14 protein-coding genes and 1 pseudogene are annotated in these 20,410 nt (G+C 69.0%); 4 read left to right on the top strand and 11 right to left on the bottom strand.

Going from position 1 to position 20,410, the window contains the following annotated elements:
- Nucleotides 1–19: 19 nt before the first annotated feature.
- Nucleotides 20–1,561 carry an MFS transporter gene (locus tag ACOBQB_RS08495; protein WP_423590491.1) on the top strand — a complete coding sequence of 514 codons (1,542 nt, stop codon included), beginning with the start codon at nucleotides 20–22 and terminating at the stop codon, nucleotides 1,559–1,561.
- Nucleotides 1,562–1,585: 24 nt separating this feature from the next.
- Here the strand turns inward: ACOBQB_RS08495 and ACOBQB_RS08500 are convergent, their stop codons facing one another.
- The 4 genes from ACOBQB_RS08500 to abc-f all read right to left on the bottom strand — a co-directional run bounded on the left by ACOBQB_RS08500 (nucleotide 1,586) and on the right by abc-f (nucleotide 7,297).
- Entirely contained in the window at nucleotides 1,586–3,076 is a 1,491-nt protein-coding gene (locus tag ACOBQB_RS08500) for a DUF4173 domain-containing protein (RefSeq protein WP_423590056.1), read from the bottom strand.
- A 995-nt stretch (nucleotides 3,077–4,071) separates the two neighbouring features.
- Nucleotides 4,072–4,980, bottom strand: coding sequence for an ADP-ribosylglycohydrolase family protein (locus tag ACOBQB_RS08505; RefSeq protein ID WP_423590058.1), 909 nt, complete (start codon nucleotides 4,978–4,980; stop codon nucleotides 4,072–4,074).
- Nucleotides 4,981–4,992: 12 nt separating this feature from the next.
- Nucleotides 4,993–5,652: a histidine phosphatase family protein gene (locus tag ACOBQB_RS08510; protein WP_423590060.1), complete on the bottom strand. Its 660-nt coding sequence runs from the start codon at nucleotides 5,650–5,652 to the stop codon at nucleotides 4,993–4,995.
- Between the two features lie 34 nt (nucleotides 5,653–5,686).
- On the bottom strand, nucleotides 5,687–7,297 hold the full coding sequence (abc-f, locus tag ACOBQB_RS08515) for a ribosomal protection-like ABC-F family protein (RefSeq protein WP_423590493.1): 1,611 nt from the start codon (nucleotides 7,295–7,297) through the stop codon (nucleotides 5,687–5,689).
- Nucleotides 7,298–7,658: 361 nt separating this feature from the next.
- Between abc-f and ACOBQB_RS08520 the strand changes: the two are divergent.
- A pseudogene (locus ACOBQB_RS08520) lies at nucleotides 7,659–8,258 on the top strand (TetR/AcrR family transcriptional regulator C-terminal ligand-binding domain-containing protein); the annotation flags it as partial.
- Between the two features lie 24 nt (nucleotides 8,259–8,282).
- Here the strand turns inward: ACOBQB_RS08520 and ACOBQB_RS08525 are convergent.
- Nucleotides 8,283–8,888, bottom strand: coding sequence for a YdbC family protein (locus ACOBQB_RS08525; RefSeq protein ID WP_423590061.1), 606 nt, complete (start codon nucleotides 8,886–8,888; stop codon nucleotides 8,283–8,285).
- 33 nt (nucleotides 8,889–8,921) lie between these two features.
- Complete coding sequence (locus tag ACOBQB_RS08530) at nucleotides 8,922–9,743, bottom strand: arylamine N-acetyltransferase family protein (protein WP_423590063.1); 822 nt, start codon at nucleotides 9,741–9,743, stop codon at nucleotides 8,922–8,924.
- Between the two features lie 110 nt (nucleotides 9,744–9,853).
- Between ACOBQB_RS08530 and ACOBQB_RS08535 the strand changes: the two genes are divergently transcribed.
- Nucleotides 9,854–10,441: a TerD family protein gene (locus ACOBQB_RS08535; protein WP_423590064.1), complete on the top strand. Its 588-nt coding sequence runs from the start codon at nucleotides 9,854–9,856 to the stop codon at nucleotides 10,439–10,441.
- A 156-nt stretch (nucleotides 10,442–10,597) separates the two neighbouring features.
- On the opposite strand, the gene ACOBQB_RS08540 is transcribed toward ACOBQB_RS08535, so the two are convergent.
- Both ACOBQB_RS08540 and nrdR read right to left on the bottom strand, forming a co-directional pair.
- The gene (locus ACOBQB_RS08540) at nucleotides 10,598–13,504 is read right to left on the bottom strand and encodes a vitamin B12-dependent ribonucleotide reductase (RefSeq protein WP_423590066.1); all 2,907 of its coding nucleotides are present in this window, start codon (nucleotides 13,502–13,504) and stop codon (nucleotides 10,598–10,600) included.
- Between the two features lie 137 nt (nucleotides 13,505–13,641).
- Entirely contained in the window at nucleotides 13,642–14,187 is a 546-nt protein-coding gene (gene nrdR, locus ACOBQB_RS08545; RefSeq protein ID WP_423590068.1) for a transcriptional regulator NrdR, read from the bottom strand.
- 507 nt (nucleotides 14,188–14,694) lie between these two features.
- Between nrdR and lexA the strand changes: the two genes are divergently transcribed.
- Nucleotides 14,695–15,480: a transcriptional repressor LexA gene (lexA, locus tag ACOBQB_RS08550; protein ID WP_423590069.1), complete on the top strand. Its 786-nt coding sequence runs from the start codon at nucleotides 14,695–14,697 to the stop codon at nucleotides 15,478–15,480.
- A gap of 64 nt (nucleotides 15,481–15,544) precedes the next feature.
- Here the strand turns inward: lexA and ACOBQB_RS08555 are convergent, their stop codons facing one another.
- The 3 genes from ACOBQB_RS08555 to ACOBQB_RS08565 are packed head-to-tail and all read right to left on the bottom strand — an operon-like array spanning nucleotide 15,545 to nucleotide 20,388.
- Nucleotides 15,545–17,530 carry an ATP-dependent DNA helicase gene (locus ACOBQB_RS08555; RefSeq protein WP_423590070.1) on the bottom strand — a complete coding sequence of 662 codons (1,986 nt, stop codon included), beginning with the start codon at nucleotides 17,528–17,530 and terminating at the stop codon, nucleotides 15,545–15,547.
- A 40-nt stretch (nucleotides 17,531–17,570) separates the two neighbouring features.
- Complete coding sequence (locus ACOBQB_RS08560; protein WP_423590072.1) at nucleotides 17,571–19,559, bottom strand: IucA/IucC family protein; 1,989 nt, start codon at nucleotides 19,557–19,559, stop codon at nucleotides 17,571–17,573.
- Nucleotides 19,560–19,617: 58 nt separating this feature from the next.
- Nucleotides 19,618–20,388: a GNAT family N-acetyltransferase gene (locus ACOBQB_RS08565; protein ID WP_423590073.1), complete on the bottom strand. Its 771-nt coding sequence runs from the start codon at nucleotides 20,386–20,388 to the stop codon at nucleotides 19,618–19,620.
- Between the last annotated feature and the right edge of the window lie 22 nt (nucleotides 20,389–20,410).

Raw genomic sequence — 20,410 nt, forward strand, 5'->3', positions numbered from 1 at the left:
GCTCGTGACCCACGACCAGATACGTACGCAACCACCCGCACCCGAGCCCGACCGCAGCGCACGCTCCTCGCACCCCGGCATCGCCCTCACCGTGATCGCCGCATGCCAGCTGATGGTGGTGCTCGACGCCACCATCGTCAACATCGCCCTGCCCCAGATGCAGACCGCGCTGGAGTTCTCCACCAACGACCTCACCTGGGTGATCAACGCCTACGCACTCACGTTCGGCGGGCTGCTGCTGCTCGGCGGACGCGCCGGCGATCTGCTCGGCCGCCGCCGCATGTTCATCACCGGGATCGCCCTCTTCACGCTCGCCTCGCTCCTCGGCGGCTTCGCACAGGAGCCCTGGCAACTGCTCGCGGCCCGCGCGCTGCAGGGCGTCGGCGGCGCCATCGCCTCGCCGACCTCCCTCGCACTGATCGCCACCACCTTCCCCGAAGGCCCCGAACGCAACCGCGCCTTCGGTGTCTTCGCCGGCGTCTCCGCGGGTGGTGGTGCCGTCGGCCTCCTCGCGGGCGGCGTCCTCACCGAGTGGCTCGACTGGCGGTGGGTGCTCTTCGTCAACGTACCCATCGGCATCGTCATCGCCGCCCTGGCGCCCCGCTACATCAGGGAGTCCGAACGCCATCCCGGACGGTTCGACCTGACGGGGGCGCTCACCTCGACCCTCGGCATGGCCTCTCTCGTCTACGGATTCATCCGCGCGTCCGAGGAAGGGTGGCGCGACGGTCTCACCCTCGTCTCCTTCACCGCCGCGTTGGTGCTGCTCGTCGCCTTCGTCTTCGTCGAACGACGCAGCTCGCAACCGATCACGCCGTTGAAACTGTTCGCGGACCGCAACCGATCCGGCACCTACGCGATCATGCTCAGTCTCGCTGCCGCCATGTTCGGCATGTTCTTTTTCATCGTGCTCTTCGTGCAGAACGTGCTGCGCTACACCCCCATCGAAGCCGGCCTCGCCTTCCTGCCCGTAGCCGTCGCGATCGCCATCGGCGCGGGTCTCTCCAGCGCCCTGCTGCCCCGCCTCGGCCCCAAACCCTTCATGGTGACGGGTTGCCTCCTCACGGCCACCGGAATGGCCTGGCTCACCCTTATCGACCGCGAAAGCTCGTACCTCGGTGGCCTCCTGGGCCCCATGTTGCTCTTCGGAATCGGCATGGGACTCAACTTCGTCACCCTCACCCTCACCGCCGTGTCCGGCGTCTCCGACAGCGAATCCGGTGCCGCATCCGGCATGCTCAACACCACCCAGCAGGTCGGCGGCGCCCTCGGCCTGTCCATCCTCACCACCGTGTTCAGCACGGCCGGCAAGGACGAGGGCAGGACTCAGGTCCAGAAGTTCCTCGCCGAAGGCACATCTGAGCAGAAAGCCCTCTTCGCCAAGACCCACGAACTCCCTGCGCCGTGGAGCGATTCCGTTCTCGCCCACGGCATCGGCAACGCCTTCATCGCCGCGGCCACACTGGCCGTCGCGGCAGCGCTCGTCTCCCTCTTCGTCATCCAGGTCCGCAAGAGCGACCTGGAAGCGCTGAGCGGCAAGGCGGGCGCCTCGGCCGTCTGAACCAACCATCCGGAGCGTGCGGTGTCAGCGGTACGAGACGGCCGCACGCTCCTCACCACAGGCGCCCCAGGGCGCCGAGGGAGGCCGTTCCTCGATGATCCGCCGGGCCCTCGACTCCCCGAGGCTCATCGCGTACCAAGGACCACGCTGCCACCCGAGGTCATCGGCGATGGGCCTGATCGCACACGAGCGCTGCGGCTCCGGCAGCCTGTCGAGGGCGGGTACAGCGTCCGCGGACAGCTGGCGGGCGTAGTCGAGGTCGAGCTTTCCGGTGTTCTCGTAACGGTGCACGTTGCGCTCGGCGATCACCGCGTCGGGTGACATCAGGCCGAAGGCCAGCACTCCGGCCGCCGCGCTCGCGGCGACGGCGCGCGGCAGCCACCGCGCGCCCCAGATCCCCGCGGCCATGATCAACAGAATGATCACGCCGAGCCAGAGCTCCACGGCGACGACCGAAATCCTGAGTCGGGTCAGGCCGTACGCCTCCACATACATGTCCATGCGGCGCACCGCGGACGCCACTACGACGAGCGTCAGCGCGCAGAGCGTCCCGAGCACCGCACGGACGAGCGAGCGGTCCTTGGCACCGTCACGAGGTGCCCACCGCAACGCGAACACGATGACGAGCAGCGTGAGCAGCGTGGCCAGGAGCAACTGCCAGAACCCTTGCCGCGCGTAGGCGGAGTACGAGAGTCCGGTCCTGTCGAGAACGGTGTCGTACCCACCAAAGAGAACGGCCAGTTGGACGGCGTTGAACGCTGCGAACAGCACATTGAGCACGATCAGCGGCAGCGCCCACTCCATCCGGCCGCGGGCCCGGCCGGGCTCCACCACGAGCCGGTCCCACCGCAGCGGGGACGCGGCCACGTGTGCAGCGGCGAGTGCGCCGACCGCGCCGACCACCAGGAGCAGGAGGCGCACGGGGGCCCCTGCGAGGGAGGTATCCGGTATCAGGTCGCCGAGGAGGTCGGCGAACGCGGCATCCGCGCCGGCGAACAGCGCGCCGAAGACCAGCAGCAGCGCGGCGGCCATCGCCACCGCGCGCATCGCGGGGCCGGCACCGCGCGCACTCCCCCCGCGCTCACGCAGGCCGCGCCAACCCCAGACGATCCCCTTCCAGACCGCGTCGAAGAGGCCGATGGGGCTCAGGACTATCCCGAGCCAGGTCCGGCAGCCGTGCAGGGCGAGTGAGCCGAGCGCGGCCGAGGAGACGATCGCGAGGAACGACGGCCACCCCGCGTCCCGCAGCGCGGGCACGATCAGCAGTGCGAGACCGCCGACCCCCCACGTCAGCGACCAGGCGCCGGGCCGACTCCGACTGCCTGCCGGACGGGAGGCGAAGTAGGCAGCGAGCGCGGCGGGGACGGCGACGATCAGGAGATTGATCGCGAGCCCGTCACCGAAGAGCAGCATGCTCAGTACGGCGGCGGCCAGCACCGAGAAGAGCGTCGCCGTCCGAACAGGGCCGGGCGGGTCGGTGCGCAGGTCGGCGAAGATCGGCGTGGTCGCCGGCATGGGGCAGCCCCAGGCGGCGTGGGGCTGCGGGCCGCCTGCCCCGCCGGCTGCCTGAGACTGCGGCTGCTGCGGTGGCACAGACGTCCGGTACTGGGGTGGCGCGGGAGCCTGGTCCTGGGGCCCGGCCTGGTCACCACCACCGGGGGCCGTCACCCCGTGACCACGAACCGCTTCGACGGCGTCGCGTGGCTCTTCAGCGACTGACGGCGCAGGCACGCCGGGCGACTGCGACGCGGCGGACGCATCTTCCGCGGGCGCGTCGGGCGTGGGCACATCAAGGGCGGGCGAGGGCGTACCGGGCCTGGGCGCATCGGGGGCAGGCGCGAGCGTGCTGGGCGTGGGCGCATCGCGGGCGGCTGGTGCGGCGCCTGTAGTCGATGCGCCGTCCCCAGCGGCCGCACCGCTGCCAGCGGATACTTCACCGCGGGCGGACGCGTCACCACTGGCAGGTGCTCGGCCGCTGCGTGGCTGCTCACCACCGCGTACTGCTTCGCCGCCAGCCGTCGGCTCACCGCTGGCGGAGTCGTCGCCACCGGCGGAAACACCACCACGAGCGGCTACATCACCTTTACCGGGTGCGCCACCGCGAGCGGGCGCGTCACCACTACGGGGTGCGTCTCCGCTAGCGGGCACCTCACCGCCACCGGGCGCGCCACCGCTAGCGGGCACGTCCTCACCGAGTACGTCACCGCTAACCGGCACTTGCCCACTAGCAGGTACGCCACCACTCGCAGGCACGTCACCATCAGCTGATGTATGAGGCACGGGACCCCCTCCCGGCCGGTGCACCGTGCCGCACGCGGCTCACGAAGGTGGCCGTTGGGCTGCCGGGACCGGCATCTCGTTCAACCGGCATCTCGTTCAAAGCGTGCACGCCAAGATCAACTGGCAGGCCGCATCAGCGTATCCGCGCGTCGGTGCCCAGTTCCCAGGCCAGCTGCGCCTGTGGCACGACCGTGACTTGGAGCCGCCGGTGGTTTCCGGAAGGCCTGGGATCAGGCCTTCCCGACAGGTACCCAGCCCGGCAGCGCCTCGGTCCGCTCCAGCCACTCCGCGGGCGGCGCACCGCCGTCCCCGGAAGCGACCACGCCCCCCACGATGGCGCAGGTCGTGTCCATGTCGCCGCCCACCTGGGCGGTGTCCCAAATGGCTCGCTCATACGCTCCGAGCCCCCGGGCCGCCGACCACAGCGCGAACGGCACCGTGTCGTGGGCCGTCGTACGGCGGCCGCACCCCAGGACCGCGGCGACGGTCGCCGCGTCGCCGTAGTCGAGCATGTCCCGCGCCCTGCGCAGGCCCGCGCCCACGGCACTGCGCGGCACCAGGGCGATGGTGCCGTCAAGGAGAGCCTGCGGCGTCGGCGGCCCTGCGGGATCGGCCATCAGCGCCGAGGCCGCGGCCACCGCCATCGCGCCGACCACGGCCTCCCGATGCTGATGCGTGGTGTAGGCCGAGATCTCCGCCTGGTGTGTCGCCTGCTCCGGGTCGTCGGCGTACCAGGCGCCGAGTGGGGCGATACGCATCGCCGCGCCGTTACCCCAGGACCCTTGCCCCTTGAAGAGCGCGGAGGCCAGTTCCCGCCAGTCGCCGCCCTCACGGACCTGCCTCAGCAGGCGGTTCACCGCAGGGCCGTACCCGCGGTCGAAGTCGTGGTGGACGGCGAAGGACTGGGCCAGCGCGTCCTGGTCGATCCGGCGGTGCCGGATGAGGACGGCCAGCACGGAGCAGGCCATCTCGGTGTCGTCGGTCCACTGCCAGGGAGCATCCGGCAGCCGTCGGTGCTTGAGCAGCGGGTAGTGCGCGGGCACGAAGAACTGGGAGCCCAGCGCGTCCCCCACCGCCAGTCCGCGCAGGCTGGCCAGAGCGCGCTCCAGGCGCCGGTCGGGAGAGGAGTCAGCGGTCATCGCCCTGCCACTCTATCCGGTGACGCCGTACGGCTCTGGCTCGCGCCAGCGCACGAACGGCCGGTCGAGTGTGTACTTGCCGTCCTCACCGAGCACCAGCATCCTCATCTCGCCGTTCCCCGGGTTGGCCAGGGACTCGAACTCTGCCACCGTCCAGTGGAACCAGCGCATGCAGAACAACCGCATGGTGAGTCCGTGCGTGACCAGCAGGACGTTCGGCGGGTGGTCCGGGGCCTCGAAGCTCCGGTAGAGGCTCTCCAGGAAGGCCCCCACCCTGTCGTAGACATCGGCTCCCGACTCGCCCTGCGCGAACCGGTAGAAGAAGTGGCCGTACGCGTCCCGGTACGCCTTCTGCAGCCGCACGTCGTCCCTGTCCTGCCAGTTGCCCCAGTCCTGCTCCCGCAGCCTGGGCTCCTCGCGTACCCGCACCAGCTCCGGGTCGAGCCGGAACGCCTGCAACGTCTCGTGCGTGCGGCGGTACGGCGAGACGTACACGCTCACCCGCTCCCGGCCGAGCACCTCCCGCAGCCGTTTGCCCGTCTCCGCCGCCTGGGTCCGGCCTGTCTCGGTGAGGGCGAGCGCGTGATCGGGCTCGCGCTCGTACACGGTGTCGTCGGCATTTCCCGCCGACTCGCCGTGCCGGACCAAGATGATGCGCCGCGGACGTGCCATGCGGAAACCCTAGATCGGCTCACTCGCGGGTGGGTCAACCGGGTAGCCGTCCGGCCTCCATCCGGCGTATTCGACCCGTGAAGCGCTGCCGCAGCGACCGGTCGTGCGAGACGACGACCAGCGCTCCCGTCCATGCGTCGAGTGCCGCCTCCAACTCCTCGACCAGGCCGAGCGCCAGGTGGTTGGCGGGCTCGTCGAGGAGCAGGAGGTCCGCAGGCCTGGCGAGCAGCCGCGCGAGGGCCAGCCTCCGGCGTTGCCCGGCGGAGAGCGCCCCCACCGGGACACGCAGATCGCGTTCCCGGAACAGGCCGAAAGAAAGGAGCAGCTCCGTCTGTTCCTCCTCAGTCAGTCCGAGCCCTTTTCCGAAGACCTCAAGGATGCGCTCGGCAGGACGTCGTACTGGTATCTCCTGTGCGAGATAACCGATCCGTCCCCTGCGGACGACGGTGCCTTCGTCCGGCTCCAGTACGCCCGCCAGGGTGCGCAGCAGTGTGGACTTCCCCGCGCCGTTGCTCCCGCGGATCAGCAGGCGCTCACCCGCCGACACCGTGAGCTCCTCGACCGCGAGCCGCTCGCCCACGCGTACGTCCCGCAAGGTCACCAGCGCGCCTTCGGCGGCGCCGGTCATGGGACGCGCCGCGAACCTCAGCGGTTCGGGAGGCTTGGGGACGGGCTGCTCGTGAAGTCTGCGGAGCCGCTCCTGCGCGTTGCGCACCCGGCCCGCGACGGAGGCCTGGACCCGGCCTCCCGCCCGGTCGTACGCCATTTTGTTGTTGTCCTTCATGGCGCGTCCGCCGGCGACGGCATGGGCCGTGGTCGCCATGAACTCCTGGAGCCGGGCGGTCTCCTCGCGCCACTGCGCGTACTCCTGCTCCCAGCGTGAGCGGGCGGCCGCCCGCTCCGCGAGCAGCCCTTGATAGCCACCGCCGTGCCGCACCACTGTCCTGCGGTCGGCGTCCACTTCGAGGATCGCGGTGGCGACCCGCTCCAGGAACGTGCGGTCATGGGAGACCGCGACCACCGTGCCGCGATGTGCCGACAAGGTGCTCTCCAGCCAGTCGAGCGCCCCCTCGTCCAGATGGTTCGTCGGCTCGTCCAGGAGCATGACGTCCGGGGCCGCGGCGATGAGACAGGCCAGGCCGAGCCGCGCCTGCTCACCTCCGGACAGGCTGCCCAGGGTCCTGTCCCTGCCGATGTGCCCGAGCCCCAGTCCATGCATCGCCTTGTCCACGCGCGCGTCCGCCTCATAGCCGCCGCGCAGTTCGAAGGCCGTCAGCAGGTCGCCGTACTCCCCCAGAGTTTGTTCGGTGGCAGAGTCAAGGTCCGCTTCGAGTTGGCGCAGCCGCCGCTCCATGGTCCGCAGCTCGGCCAGCGCCGCGTCGATCGCGTCCCCGACACCGTGGTGCGCAGGCAGTTGGGGAGTCTGCGTCAGCAGCCCCGCCCCCTGATCCGCGACGGTCACCACCTCACCCTCGTCGGGCCGCTCGTCACCGGACATCAGACGCAGGAGCGTCGACTTGCCCGCGCCGTTCTCCCCCACGACGCCTACGCGCTCGCCCGGTTTGACCGCGAGGGAGATCCCGTCGAACAGTAGCCGTTCACCACAGGCCTTGGTCACGCCATGCAGAGAGATCTGAGTAGGCAAGGGCACCCCCGATTCCACATCCACGCCCAACAAAATCCACGCCCAACAAACGCTACGTCTGTTGCATTACGCCGAGTGTTGCACGCTCAACCCGCTAACGCAACAGGAGTTGCAGTAAACTTCGCCGATACGAGTGAGATGACGGAGAGGTCGGTCCATGGCGGGGAAGCCTGTTGGCGGTGGTCGGAGCGGCCGGGCGCGGAGCGCGGACGAGCACGCCGCTCGGTCTGCAAGCGGCGATGCGGGTCGGCGGAACCGTCCCGAAGAGAGCCTCGCGGACCTCACCGAACCGCCGCGACACACGGAACCGCCGCGTCGTACGGCGTCGAAGCCGGACGGAGCCGAGGCGGCAGCGCCGACCGCCGCCCCCGGCACCCAACGCCCGGGCGGTCGCACGGCCCGCACCCGCGCCGCCGTCCGCGATGCCGTACTGAGCGGCCTCGCCGATCACGGGTACCCGGGCCTCACCGTCGAATACGTGGCCGACCACTCAGGAGTGCACAAGACCACGCTGTACCGCCGCTGGGGCGGACTCGAAGGCCTGGTCGCCGACGCCCTGGACATGGCAGGTGAGGACACATGGACGCCGCCGGACACCGGCAGTCTCGACGAGGATCTGCGCGAGTTGGCCAGGGAGGTGGCCGACTCCTTCTCCGACGAGGTCGCGGCCGCGGCGCCGACCGCCTTCATCGCCGCGGCCTTCCAGTCGGAGCGGGCCGCCGAGGCCCTCCACTCCTTTTACGCCGAGCGGTTCAGCCGCTGCGAGGCAGTCGTCGCCCGTGCAGTGCAGCGCGGGGAGGTACCCGCCGACATCGACGCGGCGGCTCTCGTCCGCGCCGTGTCCGCGCCCTTGCTGTTCCGCGTGTTCATCACGCGTGAGCCGATCGACGCGACGCTCGCCGACCAGTCGGCGGCGGCAGCCATCGCCGCCACGCGTGCAGGGGTGTTCACCAGGCGGTGAGGGCACCCGCGCCGTGAGGAGGAGTCACACCGTCCAGGAGGGTTCCAGTTGCACGACGTCACCGGCGAGAGCGGCGACGTCGGCATCCGTCTGCGCACGCAGCGAGAGCCGTTCCACCCGCTCAGCACGGTATTTGCCGTGCTCAGCGACGGACTGCCACATGGAAAGCACGAGGAATTCATGTCCGGGCGCCTCTCCGAACAGCCCTCGCACCATCCCCGGCGAGCCGGCCATCGCCGGGTTCCACACCTTCTCCTGCATCAGGGCGAAGTGCTCGACGCGCTCTTCATGGATCCGGCAGTGCGCCACCCGCACCACGTCCGCGCCCGTGAAGCGCGGCTCGAACCCCGTTTTCACGTCGAAGCGGTGATCGAAGAGCTTGGCCCGGAGGTCCTTGTACGTGCCCCCCTGCGCAGCTGCCAAGCGATCGTGTGAGCGAGCCATGAAGGAGTCATAAAAGGCACGGCTTTCCCAGAAGGCGAAGACATGGGCGACGCCCGGCCGCCCTCTGCTCCACCCCCCGCCCTGCCCCCGGAACCCCGGCTCGCCCAAAAGCCCCGCCCATTTCCGCTGCCCTCGCTCGAACCCCCGACGGTCCACCACGGTGCAGCGAGTCCACTTGACCAGCACCGCGCCATCGTACGGCGCGGAGTGCGACCCGGGTCACGCTCCGGCGTAGTGCACCCGGATCAGCTCGGCCGCGTCAGCGGCATCCAGCTCGATGGCGAACTCCCGAGCGAGAATCGTCGTCAATTCGCCCACAGGGACGCCTCGTTCGACGACCGAGCCGTCCGGGCACATCACGCTCAACCGGTCGCCCACCAGCCTGCGGCGCACCTCCGGAGCGGCCCTCTGCATCACCGGCCGACGGACGAACGACGACCTGGGGTGAGTCGACGTGTAGTGGTTCATCACTACGTAGTCGACAGGCAGGTGGGGTTCCAAGGTGTAGGCATACAAGTCGAACCATCCGTCGCTGCGCCATGTCCGCAGGACCAGAGCCCCGGTGTCCTCACGGTGAACCCGGAAGCGCCACTCCCCCTGTTGCATTTCAGCGCCGTCGCGCAGCGGAATCGGTTCGAGCAACCCGTCGGCACCGAATCCGACGTCACAGTGCCACTCCTCGCCGTCCAGCTCGACCTTCAGGAGCATGTGCGTCACCGCGCGCGTGGTGGACGCCCCGGCCCTGACGCGCGCCCCAAGTCCGGTGATGTTGAAGCCGATGCGTTCCAAAGCGGCCGCGAAGAGGAGGTTCTGTTCGTAGCAGTAGCCTCCCCGCCGCCTGCGCACCATCTTGTCCTGCAGTGCGGCCAGGTCCAGCGGAACCGGACGGCCGAGCATCACTTCGAGATTCTCAAAGGGGATCGCCGCCACGTGCGCCCTGTGGAGTGCGCGCAGGGTGTCCAGATCCGGCTTCGTCCCACCCGTGTACCCGAGTCTGGCCACATAGGCCTCGACGTCGAGCTCTTCCCCGTTCCATGTCATGAAGCAATGATCCCTGTGGTCACGGCGGACTCCGTAACCTGCATGACCGCCCGACCTATTGCACGGTTCTGACCAGGAAAGCTACTCCGTTGTCAGTCCTACGTCGTAGCGTGTGTCCGGGACATCCTGGCGGATCGACGACGGCCAGGTCACGAGGAGGGGGAAGCCCAATGAGCAGTGTCAGCAAGGGAATCAGGAAGGTCGAAGTCGGTCTCAAGTGGGACCCGAGCCCTGCCGGATCCCCGTCCAACGACCTCGACATCATCGCCGCGACGTACGCGGCGGACGCTCCTTACGGCCAGCCCGTGTACCTCGTCCACTTCGACAGCCGCTCCCCGGACGGCACGATCACCCTCAACCGCGACAGCAGGACGGGCCAGGGCTTCGGTTTCGACGAGGTCATGGTCCTGGAGCTGGACCGCCTCGCACCCACGTACTGCCGGGTCGTGGTGGGGGTAGCGATCCAGCAGCATGAAGGGCAGAAGGTGTTCGGCGACATCACGAACACCGCCGTGCGGATCCGCGAGGGCCACACGGACCTGGCCCAGAGCGATCTCGCGGCCGTCGCGGGCAGCACGGCCGCGACCATCGCCGAATTCACCAGGGACGAGTCCGGGGCGTGGTCGTTCCGCGAGGTCATCCGTGGCTTTGACGCCGACCCCACGTCGTTCGCCTCCCTCATGGGGAGCAAGACCTGACGCCGGACTGAGCGGTGGGTGGATACGTCGTACCTGGGAAGACGGGCAGGCGCGCCGAAGGGGACCGACGTATCGCCGATCCCCTTCGTGCCGCTGTCAGCGGGCAGCCACCCGCTCAGCTGTGCCGGAAGCGCGTCCGGCACAGCCCCTCACAGGTCAGCTGCAGCCGCTGGTGGAGCCACAGCCCTCGCAGATGTAGCAGGAGCCTGCCCGCTGCATCTTCGTACCGCAGGAGAAGCACAGCGGCGCGTCGGCCTGGATGCCCAGCTGCATCTCGACGAGCTCGGCGCTGGTGTGCGCCTGCTGCGGGGCGGGCTTGGCGGCCTCGGCCTCAGTCTCGGCCTTCGGCGTGGCGACCGCCTTCAGCGACTCGGTCTGCCGCGGAGCGGACTGTGCCAGCCCCTCTACGTCGACCTCGGAGTCGTCGAGCGACGGCTCGTAGGAACCCGTCTCCAGGTGACGCTGGCGCTCCTCGGCGGAGTGGATGCCGAGCGCGGAGCGCGTCTCGAAGGGCAGGAAGTCCAGCGCCAGGCGGCGGAAGATGTAGTCGACGATCGACTGCGCCATCCGCACGTCCGGGTCGTCCGTCATACCGGCCGGCTCGAAGCGCATGTTCGTGAACTTGGAAACGTACGTCTCCAGGGGCACGCCGTACTGCAGACCGACGGAGACGGCGATCGAGAAGGCGTCCATCATGCCCGCGAGGGTCGAGCCCTGCTTGGACATCTTCAGGAAGACCTCGCCGAGACCGTCGTCCGGGTAGGAGTTGGCGGTCATGTAACCCTCGGCGCCACCCACCGTGAAGGAGGTGGTGATGCCGGGACGACCCTTCGGGAGGCGCTTGCGGACCGGGCGGTACTCGACCACCTTCTCGACCGCGGCACGGATCGTCTCTTCGGTCTTCTCCGTGAGCTCGGTCTTCTCCACCTCCTTCTTCTTGGCGGAGAGCGGCTGGCCGACCTTGCAGTTGTCGCGGTAGATGGCAAGCGCCTTGACGCCCATCTTCCAGGCCTCGAAGTAGACCTCTTCGACGTCCTCGACGGTGGCGGTCTCCGGGAGGTTGACCGTCTTGGAGAGGGCGCCCGAGATCCACGGCTGGATCGCGGCCATCATGCGGACGTGGCCCATCGCGGAGATGGAACGCTCGCCCATGGCGCAGTCGAAGACCTCGTAGTGCTCGGTCTTCAGGCCCGGGGCGTCGATCACGTTGCCGTTCTCGGCGATGTGGGCGACGATCGCCTCGATCTGCTCCTCCTGGTAGCCCAGGCGACGCAGGGCCTGCGGCACGGTGCCGTTGACGATCTGCATCGAGCCGCCGCCGACGAGCTTCTTGAACTTCACCAGGGCGAGGTCGGGCTCCAGGCCCGTGGTGTCGCAGGACATCGCGAGACCGATGGTGCCGGTCGGGGCGATGACGGACGCCTGGGAGTTACGGAAACCGTTCTTCTCACCGAGACGGATCACGTCCTGCCAGGCCTCCGTGGCGGCGGCCCAGATCGGGGTGTCCAGGTCGTCCATGCGGACGGCCGCGGTGTTGGCGTCGGCGTGCTGCTTCATGACGCGCTTGTGCGGCGTGGCGTTGCGGGCATAGCCCTCGTAGGGGCCGACGACCGCGGCGAGCTCGGCGGAACGCTTGTACGAGGTACCCGTCATCAGCGAGGTGATGGCCCCGGCGAGGGCACGGCCGCCGTCGGAGTCGTACGCGTGACCGGTGGCCATCAGGAGGGCGCCGAGGTTGGCGTAGCCGATGCCCAGCTGACGGAAGGCGCGGGTGTTCTCGCCGATCTTCTGGGTCGGGAAGTCCGCGAAGCAGATCGAGATGTCCATCGCGGTGATGACCAGCTCGACGACCTTCGAGAAGCGCTCGGCGTCGAAGGACTGGGTGCCCTTGCCGTCGTCCTTCAGGAACTTCATGAGGTTCAGCGAGGCGAGGTTGCAGGACGTGTTGTCCAGGTGCATGTACTCGCTGCACGGGTTCGAGCCGTTGATCCGGCCGGACTCCGGGCAGGTGTGCCAGGCGTTGATGGTGTCGTCGTACTGGATGCCGGGGTCGGCGCACGCCCAGGCGGCCTCGGCCATCTTGCGGAAGAGCGACTTGGCGTCGACCTCCTCGATGACGTCACCGGTCATCCGGGCACGCAGGCCGAACTTGGAGCCGGACTCCACGGCCTTCATGAACTCGTCGTTCACGCGGACCGAGTTGTTGGCGTTCTGGTACTGGACGGACGTGATGTCGTCGCCGCCCAGGTCCATGTCGAAGCCCGCGTCACGCAGGGCGCGGATCTTCTCCTCTTCCTTGACCTTGGTCTCGATGAAGCCCTCGATGTCGGGGTGGTCGACGTCGAGGATGACCATCTTGGCCGCACGGCGCGTGGCGCCACCGGACTTGATCGTTCCCGCGGAGGCGTCGGCACCGCGCATGAAGGAGACGGGACCCGAGGCGTTGCCTCCGGAGGACAGCAGTTCCTTTGAGGAACGGATGCGGGAGAGGTTCAGGCCGGCGCCGGAGCCGCCCTTGAAGATCATGCCCTCTTCCTTGTACCAGTCGAGGATCGACTCCATGGAGTCGTCGACGGCCAGGATGAAGCAGGCGGACACCTGCTGCGGCTGGGGCGTGCCGACGTTGAACCAGACCGGCGAGTTGAAGCTGAAGATCTGGTGCAGGAGGGCGTAGGCCAGCTCGTGCTCGAAGATCTCGGCATCGGCGGGCGAGGCGAAGTAGCTGTAGTCCTCGCCGGCCTTGCGGTAGGTCTTCACGATGCGGTCGATCAGCTGCTTGAGGCCGGTCTCGCGCTGCGGGGTACCGACGGCCCCGCGGAAGTACTTGCTGGTGACGATGTTGACCGCGTTCACCGACCAGAAGTCGGGGAACTCGACGCCACGCTGCTCGAAGTTGACCGAGCCGTCGCGCCAGTTGGTCATGACGACGTCACGGCGCTCCCAGACCACCTCGTCGTACGGATGCACGCCGGGGGTCGTGTGGATGCGCTCGATGCGCAGACCCTTGGCCTTGGATCCCTTGGCGCGGGAACCTCGTGCCGGGCCGCTCGTCGTCTCGGTCATGCCGCCTCCCTGTTTCAGGCTAAAACGCCCTGAAGTGCCACGATCTTCCCGTGACACGGATGTGTATCTGGCGTCGCGGGCATCGCAAAGGACACCCACGACAGGTCTGGTTTGCCGCCGGCCGGTCGGTCAGCCGGTCAGTCGGCGGCGGTGGCGGGCACCGGGACTTCGACAGTCCCTCCGGGCCCGCATTCATTCACGACGCGCTCTCCGCCCGCGTCGCGCGGCTCCGCGTCGAGCCGCTGTTCCCTCAGCTCTCCGATGGCAGCCTCGAAGTCCTCGAGCGAATCGAACGCCCGGTACACGGAGGCGAAGCGCAGGTAGGCGACGAGGTCGAGTTCCTGCAGCGGACCGAGTATGGCCAGCCCGACGTCATGGGTGGTCAGCTCGGCGCTTCCAGTGGCGCGGACGGCCTCTTCCACCCTCTGCCCGAGGAGGGCGAGGGCGTCCTCGGTGACCGGCCGTCCCTGGCACGCCTTGCGGACGCCGTTGATGACCTTCGTACGGCTGAAGGGCTCGGTCACGCCACTGCGCTTGATCACCATCAGTGAGCACGTCTCCACAGTCGTGAAACGACGGGAGCAGTCGGGGCACTGGCGGCGCCTTCGGATCGACGTGCCGTCGTCAGTGGTGCGGCTGTCGACTACGCGGCTGTCGGGGTGCCTGCAGAAGGGGCAGTGCATGGAACTCCCAACCCTCCTTCACGGCGCGACTCATAAGCGTCAACGGGCCCTCGGGGCCCCTCGAAGCAGCCCCAAGCATAGGCGATGCCTGAGCCCCTGAAAGACCAGGGACCACAACTTCTGGGCCGCTGTCGCAATCCAACCACTAGATCTGGGGTTTGCCCGCTTCTTCGACACCTCGCGTGTCGCGCCGCTCCTGGCCATGTCGGGGCCATGTCGGGCCCGCGAAGGCGCCCTTCGCGGGGCTCGGGAAGGGGGCCGGTGCCGGGTTGACGAGGCGCCGGATGGCAGTATGTGAGCCCCAGCGAGGGGCTCACGGCCCCGGCGGTGAAGCGTACCGTAATGAACCGAATTGCCGTTCGGCCCGAGTGTCAGCCATACACCTGGAAACCTGATCACGTCAGGTAATCAGCGATTTTTCACTCGAACGTGTGTTTGGCGCAACCTTTCGAAAGCAACTACCGTTGGCTAGCTAGGGAGAGAACATCTCGAGAGGGGCCGACCGACGTGACCACCACCGCAGACAGCGCCACCATCACTGCCCAGGACCGCTCCCAGAGCCGACTCGAGCCGGTGCATGCCATGAATGACGTAGCCACGAACCAGGAGGGGCCAAAGCCCACCCGCTCCCTGCCGGGTCGACCTCCAGGCATCCGCGCCGACAGTTCGGGACTCACCGACCGGCAGCGCAGGGTGATCGAGGTCATCAGGGACTCCGTGCAGCGGCGCGGTTACCCACCGTCGATGCGGGAGATCGGTCAGGCGGTGGGCCTGTCCAGCACTTCCTCGGTCGCCCATCAGCTGATGGCCCTGGAGCGCAAGGGCTTCCTCCGCCGCGACCCCCACCGCCCGCGCGCGTACGAGGTGCGCGGCTCGGACCAGCCGAGCAGCCAGCCCACCGACACCACCGGCAAGCCGGCCGCGTCGTACGTCCCGCTCGTCGGCCGTATCGCGGCCGGTGGCCCGATCCTCGCCGAGGAGTCGGTGGAGGACGTCTTCCCTCTCCCCCGGCAGCTCGTGGGCGACGGAGAGCTCTTCGTGCTGAAGGTCGTCGGTGACTCGATGATCGAGGCCGCCATCTGCGACGGCGACTGGGTCACGGTGCGGCGCCAGCCCGTCGCGGAGAACGGCGACATCGTGGCCGCCATGCTGGACGGCGAAGCGACGGTCAAGCGTTTCAAGCGCGAGGACGGGCACGTCTGGCTCCTCCCGCACAACTCCGCGTACCAGCCGATCCCCGGTGACGAGGCGACGATCCTCGGCAAGGTCGTGGCGGTGCTGCGGCGGGTGTGAGTCCGCGCTTCTGACCGGCCCCGGAACCAACTGCGCCGGTTCCGGGGCCCTGCTGTGTCCTGGCTCAGCCCGACACCTGAGCCGCCTCGGCCGCCTTCGCCGCGGCGTCGATCGCGGCCAGGGAGCGACGCACCTGATTGCGGTCCGTCGTGTACCAGAAGTCGGGCAGCGAAGCCCGTAGATAGCTTCCGTAGCGCGCCGTGGCCAGCCGGGGATCCAGGACGGCGACCACGCCGCGGTCCCCGGACGCTCGTACGAGACGCCCCGCGCCCTGCGCCATCAGGAGAGCCGCATGGGTGGCCGCGACTGCCATGAAGCCGTTGCCGCCGGCTTCGTCGACCGCCTTCTGGCGGGCGCTCATCAGCGGGTCGTCGGGGCGCGGGAAGGGAATCTTGTCCATGATCACCAGCTGGCAACTGGGGCCCGGCACGTCCACGCCCTGCCAGAGCGAGAGCGTCCCGAAGAGGCATGTCTTCACGTCCGCCGCGAAGCCCTTGATCAGCTCCCCCAGGGTCTCCTCGCCCTGGAGGAGGATGGGCATGTCGAGTCGCTCCCTTAGCTCCTCCGCCGCACTCTGAGCCGCACGCATGGAGGAGAACAGGCCGAGCGTCCGGCCACCGGCCGCCTCGATCAGCTCGGCCAGCTCATCGAGCATGTCGCTGCGCGTGCCCTCGCGGCCCGGACGGGCCAGGTGCTTGGCGACGTAGAGGATGCCCTGCTTGCCGTAGTCGAACGGGGAGCCGACGTCGAGGCCCTTCCACTGGGGCGCGTCCTCGGACTCGGTGCCCTCCGGGGCGAGGCCGAGCGACGCCCCGACGCCGTTGAAGTCGCCGCCGAGCTTGAGCGTGGCAGAGGTGAGGATCACCGAGCGCTCGGCGAAGAGCTTCTCCCGGAGGAGACCGGACACGGACATCGGGGCCACCCGCACGGAGGCTCCGAAACGGTCGTGCCGCTCGTACCAGACGACGTCGTACTCGGAGCCGTTCGTGATGCGCTCCGCCACGTCGTGGATCGACTCCACAGAGGCCAGGGCCTGCTTACGTACCGCGTCCTCGTCCTGGACCGACTTGTCGCGGGTGGAACCGAGCGCTGTGATGACCGAGCGGGCGGCGTCGCGCAGGGCCATCAGCGCGTACCCGAGGTCTTCGGGGATCTCCTCCAGGCGGCCCGGCAGGGCCAGCTCCATCAGCCGCTCGAAGCCTTCGGATGCGGTCTGGAGCTGGTCGGCCGCCTTCTCGTTGACGAGCTTGGCGGCTCGGCGCACCGCGCGGTTGACCTGACCGGGGGTGAGCTCGCCCGTGGCCACGCCGGTGACCCGGGAGACCAGTTCATGGGCCTCGTCCACGATCAGCACCTCGTGCTGGGGAAGGACAGGGGCGCCCTCGATGGCGTCGATGGCGAGCAGCGCGTGGTTGGTGACGACGACGTCGGCGAGCTTGGCGCGCTCGCGGGCCGCCTCGGCGAAGCACTCCGCCCCGTAGGCACACTTCGAAGCACCGAGGCACTCCCTGGAGGAGACGGAGACCTGGGACCACGCCCGGTCGGAGACGCCGGGGGTCAGGTCGTCCCGGTCGCCCGTCTCCGTCTCGTCGGCCCAGTCCCGCATCCTCAGGAGGTCATGGCCCAGCTTGCTGGTGGGCGCTGCCGCCTCGAACTGGTCGAAGAGGCCCTCCTCCTCGTCCTGCGGCGCGCCTTCGTGGAGGCGGTGGAGGCACAGGTAGTTCGAGCGGCCCTTGAGCATCGCGAACTGGGGTCGGCGGCGCATCAGCGGGTGCAGTGCGTCCACCGTGCGCGGCAGGTCCCGCTCCACGAGCTGGCGCTGGAGGGCGAGCGTGGCGGTGGCGACCACGACGCGCTCCCCGTGGGCCAGGGCGGGCACGAGATAGCCGAGGGATTTACCCGTGCCGGTGCCGGCCTGGACCAGCAGGTGGGAGCCGTCGTCGATCACCTCGGCGACGGCCTCGGCCATGGACACCTGGCCAGGGCGTTCCGTGCCGCCGACAGCGGTGACGGCGGCGTGCAGGAGCGCGGGGAGGGAGGGCTTCGTCATAGCGCGACCACCCTACGGTGCCCCACTGACAATCCCGCGATCAAGGCTGGTGGAGAGGGTTGGGCACGGTGCCGTGCACGGCGGCGTGCGGACGCTGCGGGCGGTCGCGGTACCCGTCGAGGAGGAGCCGGTTCCGGTTGAGGCACAGCCGCTCGATACGCGGTGTGAGCAGGTCGAACATCTCGTACCGCTCCTTCATCTCTGGAGCGCGCGCCTGGTGCCGGAGGATCTCGGCGCGCACGGCGGACCAGAAATCCTTCTCCGGGACGCCCAGTTGTTTCTCACACAGCGGCGCCAGGTAGCGGAAGACTCCCACGAAGAGACCGGAATGGATGAATTGCGTGAGGAAGTCGGGGGGCTCGGTGAGCAGTACGTCGCGTACATCGTCAGGCATCGAGTCATGCTCGGGCAGCCGCGCGGCGCTGACGTTCACGTCGTCCACGAAATCCTTCACCCCCAGGCGGACGGGCACGTCCTTGTCGTCGAAGACGACGATGGCGTTCTCCCCGTGAGGGGAGAACACGGTGCCGTAGCGGTAGAGGAAGTGCAGGAGCGGAGGCAGCAGGGCGGCGAAGAGCCGGCGCAGCCACACAGTGGGGGCGAGTCCCGAGCGTTCCACGAGTTCCGTGACGAAGGCCCTGCCGGCCGGGTCGACGTGCAGCAGCGAGGCAAGGGTGCGTGCGCGTTCGTCGGGGGCGAGGTAGCGGGTGAGAGGCTCGCGCCAGATGGCGCCGAGCAGTTCCCTGTACTGGTAGGGAACCTCCGGCAACCCGTCGTACACAGGATGTTCGACGGCCACCGAAGCCACCTCGCCGAGCAGGATCACCCGGCACTCGTCGCGCAGGAAGGGGTCGATGTCGCGCAGGGCGTGCATCCACGCGGTGACGGCGGGCGCGGCGATCGTGCGCTCCGTGGGCAGTCCGCGCCAGACCAGTGTGTTGAGGACCGAAAGCGGCAGCTTCACGGTGTGCCTGTCGGGACGGGACGCGTTGAGGAACGTACGGATGGACTGCTGGGGCAGGCGTATGTCGCCGTCGCTGCCGAGCGGAACGATGGCGTCCGCGGCGACGGAGGGAGCGAAGAGCGGCAGGACGACCTCGTCCCACTGCCAGGGGTGCACCGGAAGGTACAAATACTCCTGGGGGTCGAGCCTGCGCGCGCGGAGTAAGTCCGCGAAGGTCTCCTGGGTGGGGATGGGAAGCTCGCGGGCGTAGAGCTGCTGAGCGGTTTCCAGCCCGGTGACACCTCGATACACGGCGAGGTCGGTGTGGACAGCGATCCATGGGAGCGTCGTGGCGCGGCGGGCCTCCGGCGCCCATAGGTTGACGTCGGTGGCGGAGAAGCCGATGCGGCCTTTGTTGAGGACCAGCCAGGGGTGGCCGGTCTGGTGGCCCTCCAGTTCCGCGTAACTGAGGTCGGCGAGCTGCGCCGCGGTGAGCGCGGTGTGGTCGATCCTGGCGTCGGCGCTGAGGGTGATGCTGAGTTCGCGGACGAGGTGACCGAGGGTGGCGCCGTCGAGTCCCAGGGTCCTGCGGGCCAGCGTGAGGAATCGGACGGGGTCATGCAGGGGGCGGGCCGCCGCACCGCCCTCGCTCAGCGCCAGGCTGGCGGGGTCGACGTGCCAGCCTCCGTACGAGCCGCGGCGTGCGCGGAAGGTGAGACAGGGGCTGTCGTGGTCACCCTTGGGGTCGCGGTCGTGGACGCGGTTGCCCTCTTGGCTCCGGTTCTGGTCCCGATCTTGGTTCTGATCTCGGAGCTGACCCCGATGCCCGTCGCTGCCGTTGGGAGCGGTGGCTCCGGGCGGTGTGTCAGCCGCGTCCGGCCCGGGCGGTTCGAGGTGGAGACGGTAGGTGTCCGCCTCACCTTCTATGACCGGCTCGGGCCTGATGATCTCTTCGTACGCGAACTCGCCGATCATCTTGGCGAGCAGTCGGCGGCCGGCCTCGCGCCATCTGTCCTGGGTCAGCTCGGGTGGGTCGTAGAGCGCGGCGGATGGGCGGGAGATCGGGCTTGCGAACGGATTCGGCACGGGGACTCCTCAGGGAGGGAACCGGATCGGGTCGAGCGGTGTACCAAGAGTGATCGGGTCAGAGCACTGCGCGCAGGGCTCGGTCACGGACCATGAGCGCCGCCCGTTTGTCGGGCAGGTTCACTTCGGCGGAGAAGCGGAAGCCAGCACTCAGGAATGCGGAGATGGAGGGGGTGTTGCGCAGGTCAGGTTCTGCGATGACGCGTGCGCATGCGGGGCGGTGGTCGAACACGAGGTCGGCGACGGCTCTGAGCAGTGAAGTGCCAAGGCCGCGCCCGCGGTTGACGACGCCACCGATGAGGAGGTGGACACCGGTGTCGTGCGGGCGCGAGGGGTAGAGGCGGGCCAACGGGTCTAGGTCCGCCCGGTAGATCTCCCAGTAGCTCATCGGCATGCCTTCGAGCACGCCGAGGCAGGGCACGCTGCGTCCGTCTCCGTCGAGTTGGGGACGCAGGTGCTCCTCGGTGACGGCCTCGGGGCCTTCCAGCTCCCAGAAGGCTGCCACGGCAGGGTCGTTCATCCACCGGCTGATCAGTGGGAGGTCACGTTCGAGACGGACAGGTACGAGTTGGAAGACACCGGCGTCAGTGGTGGTTGGCCCCCAGGCGGCGATGCCGTCGAGGAGGTCCTCCACGGCCACGGTGCCCGGGCTGTGGTCCGGGGCGCGCTCGCCGTGCCCGATGTGAGTTGCCCGCGGAGTTCGCTCGTCGCTCTCGGCCAGCAAGGCGACGAGTTCGTCGGGCAGGCGCAGGTCGAGAGTGTCCGCGCCGTCGGCGCCGGTGGCCGTGGGATCGGTGTCGGCGTCGGTACTCGCATCGGTGGGAGACACGGCGTCGCTCCTGTCAGAAGAG

The sequence above is a fragment of the Streptomyces sp. G5(2025) genome, assembly GCF_049542075.1.
GTDB lineage: Bacteria > Actinomycetota > Actinomycetes > Streptomycetales > Streptomycetaceae > Streptomyces.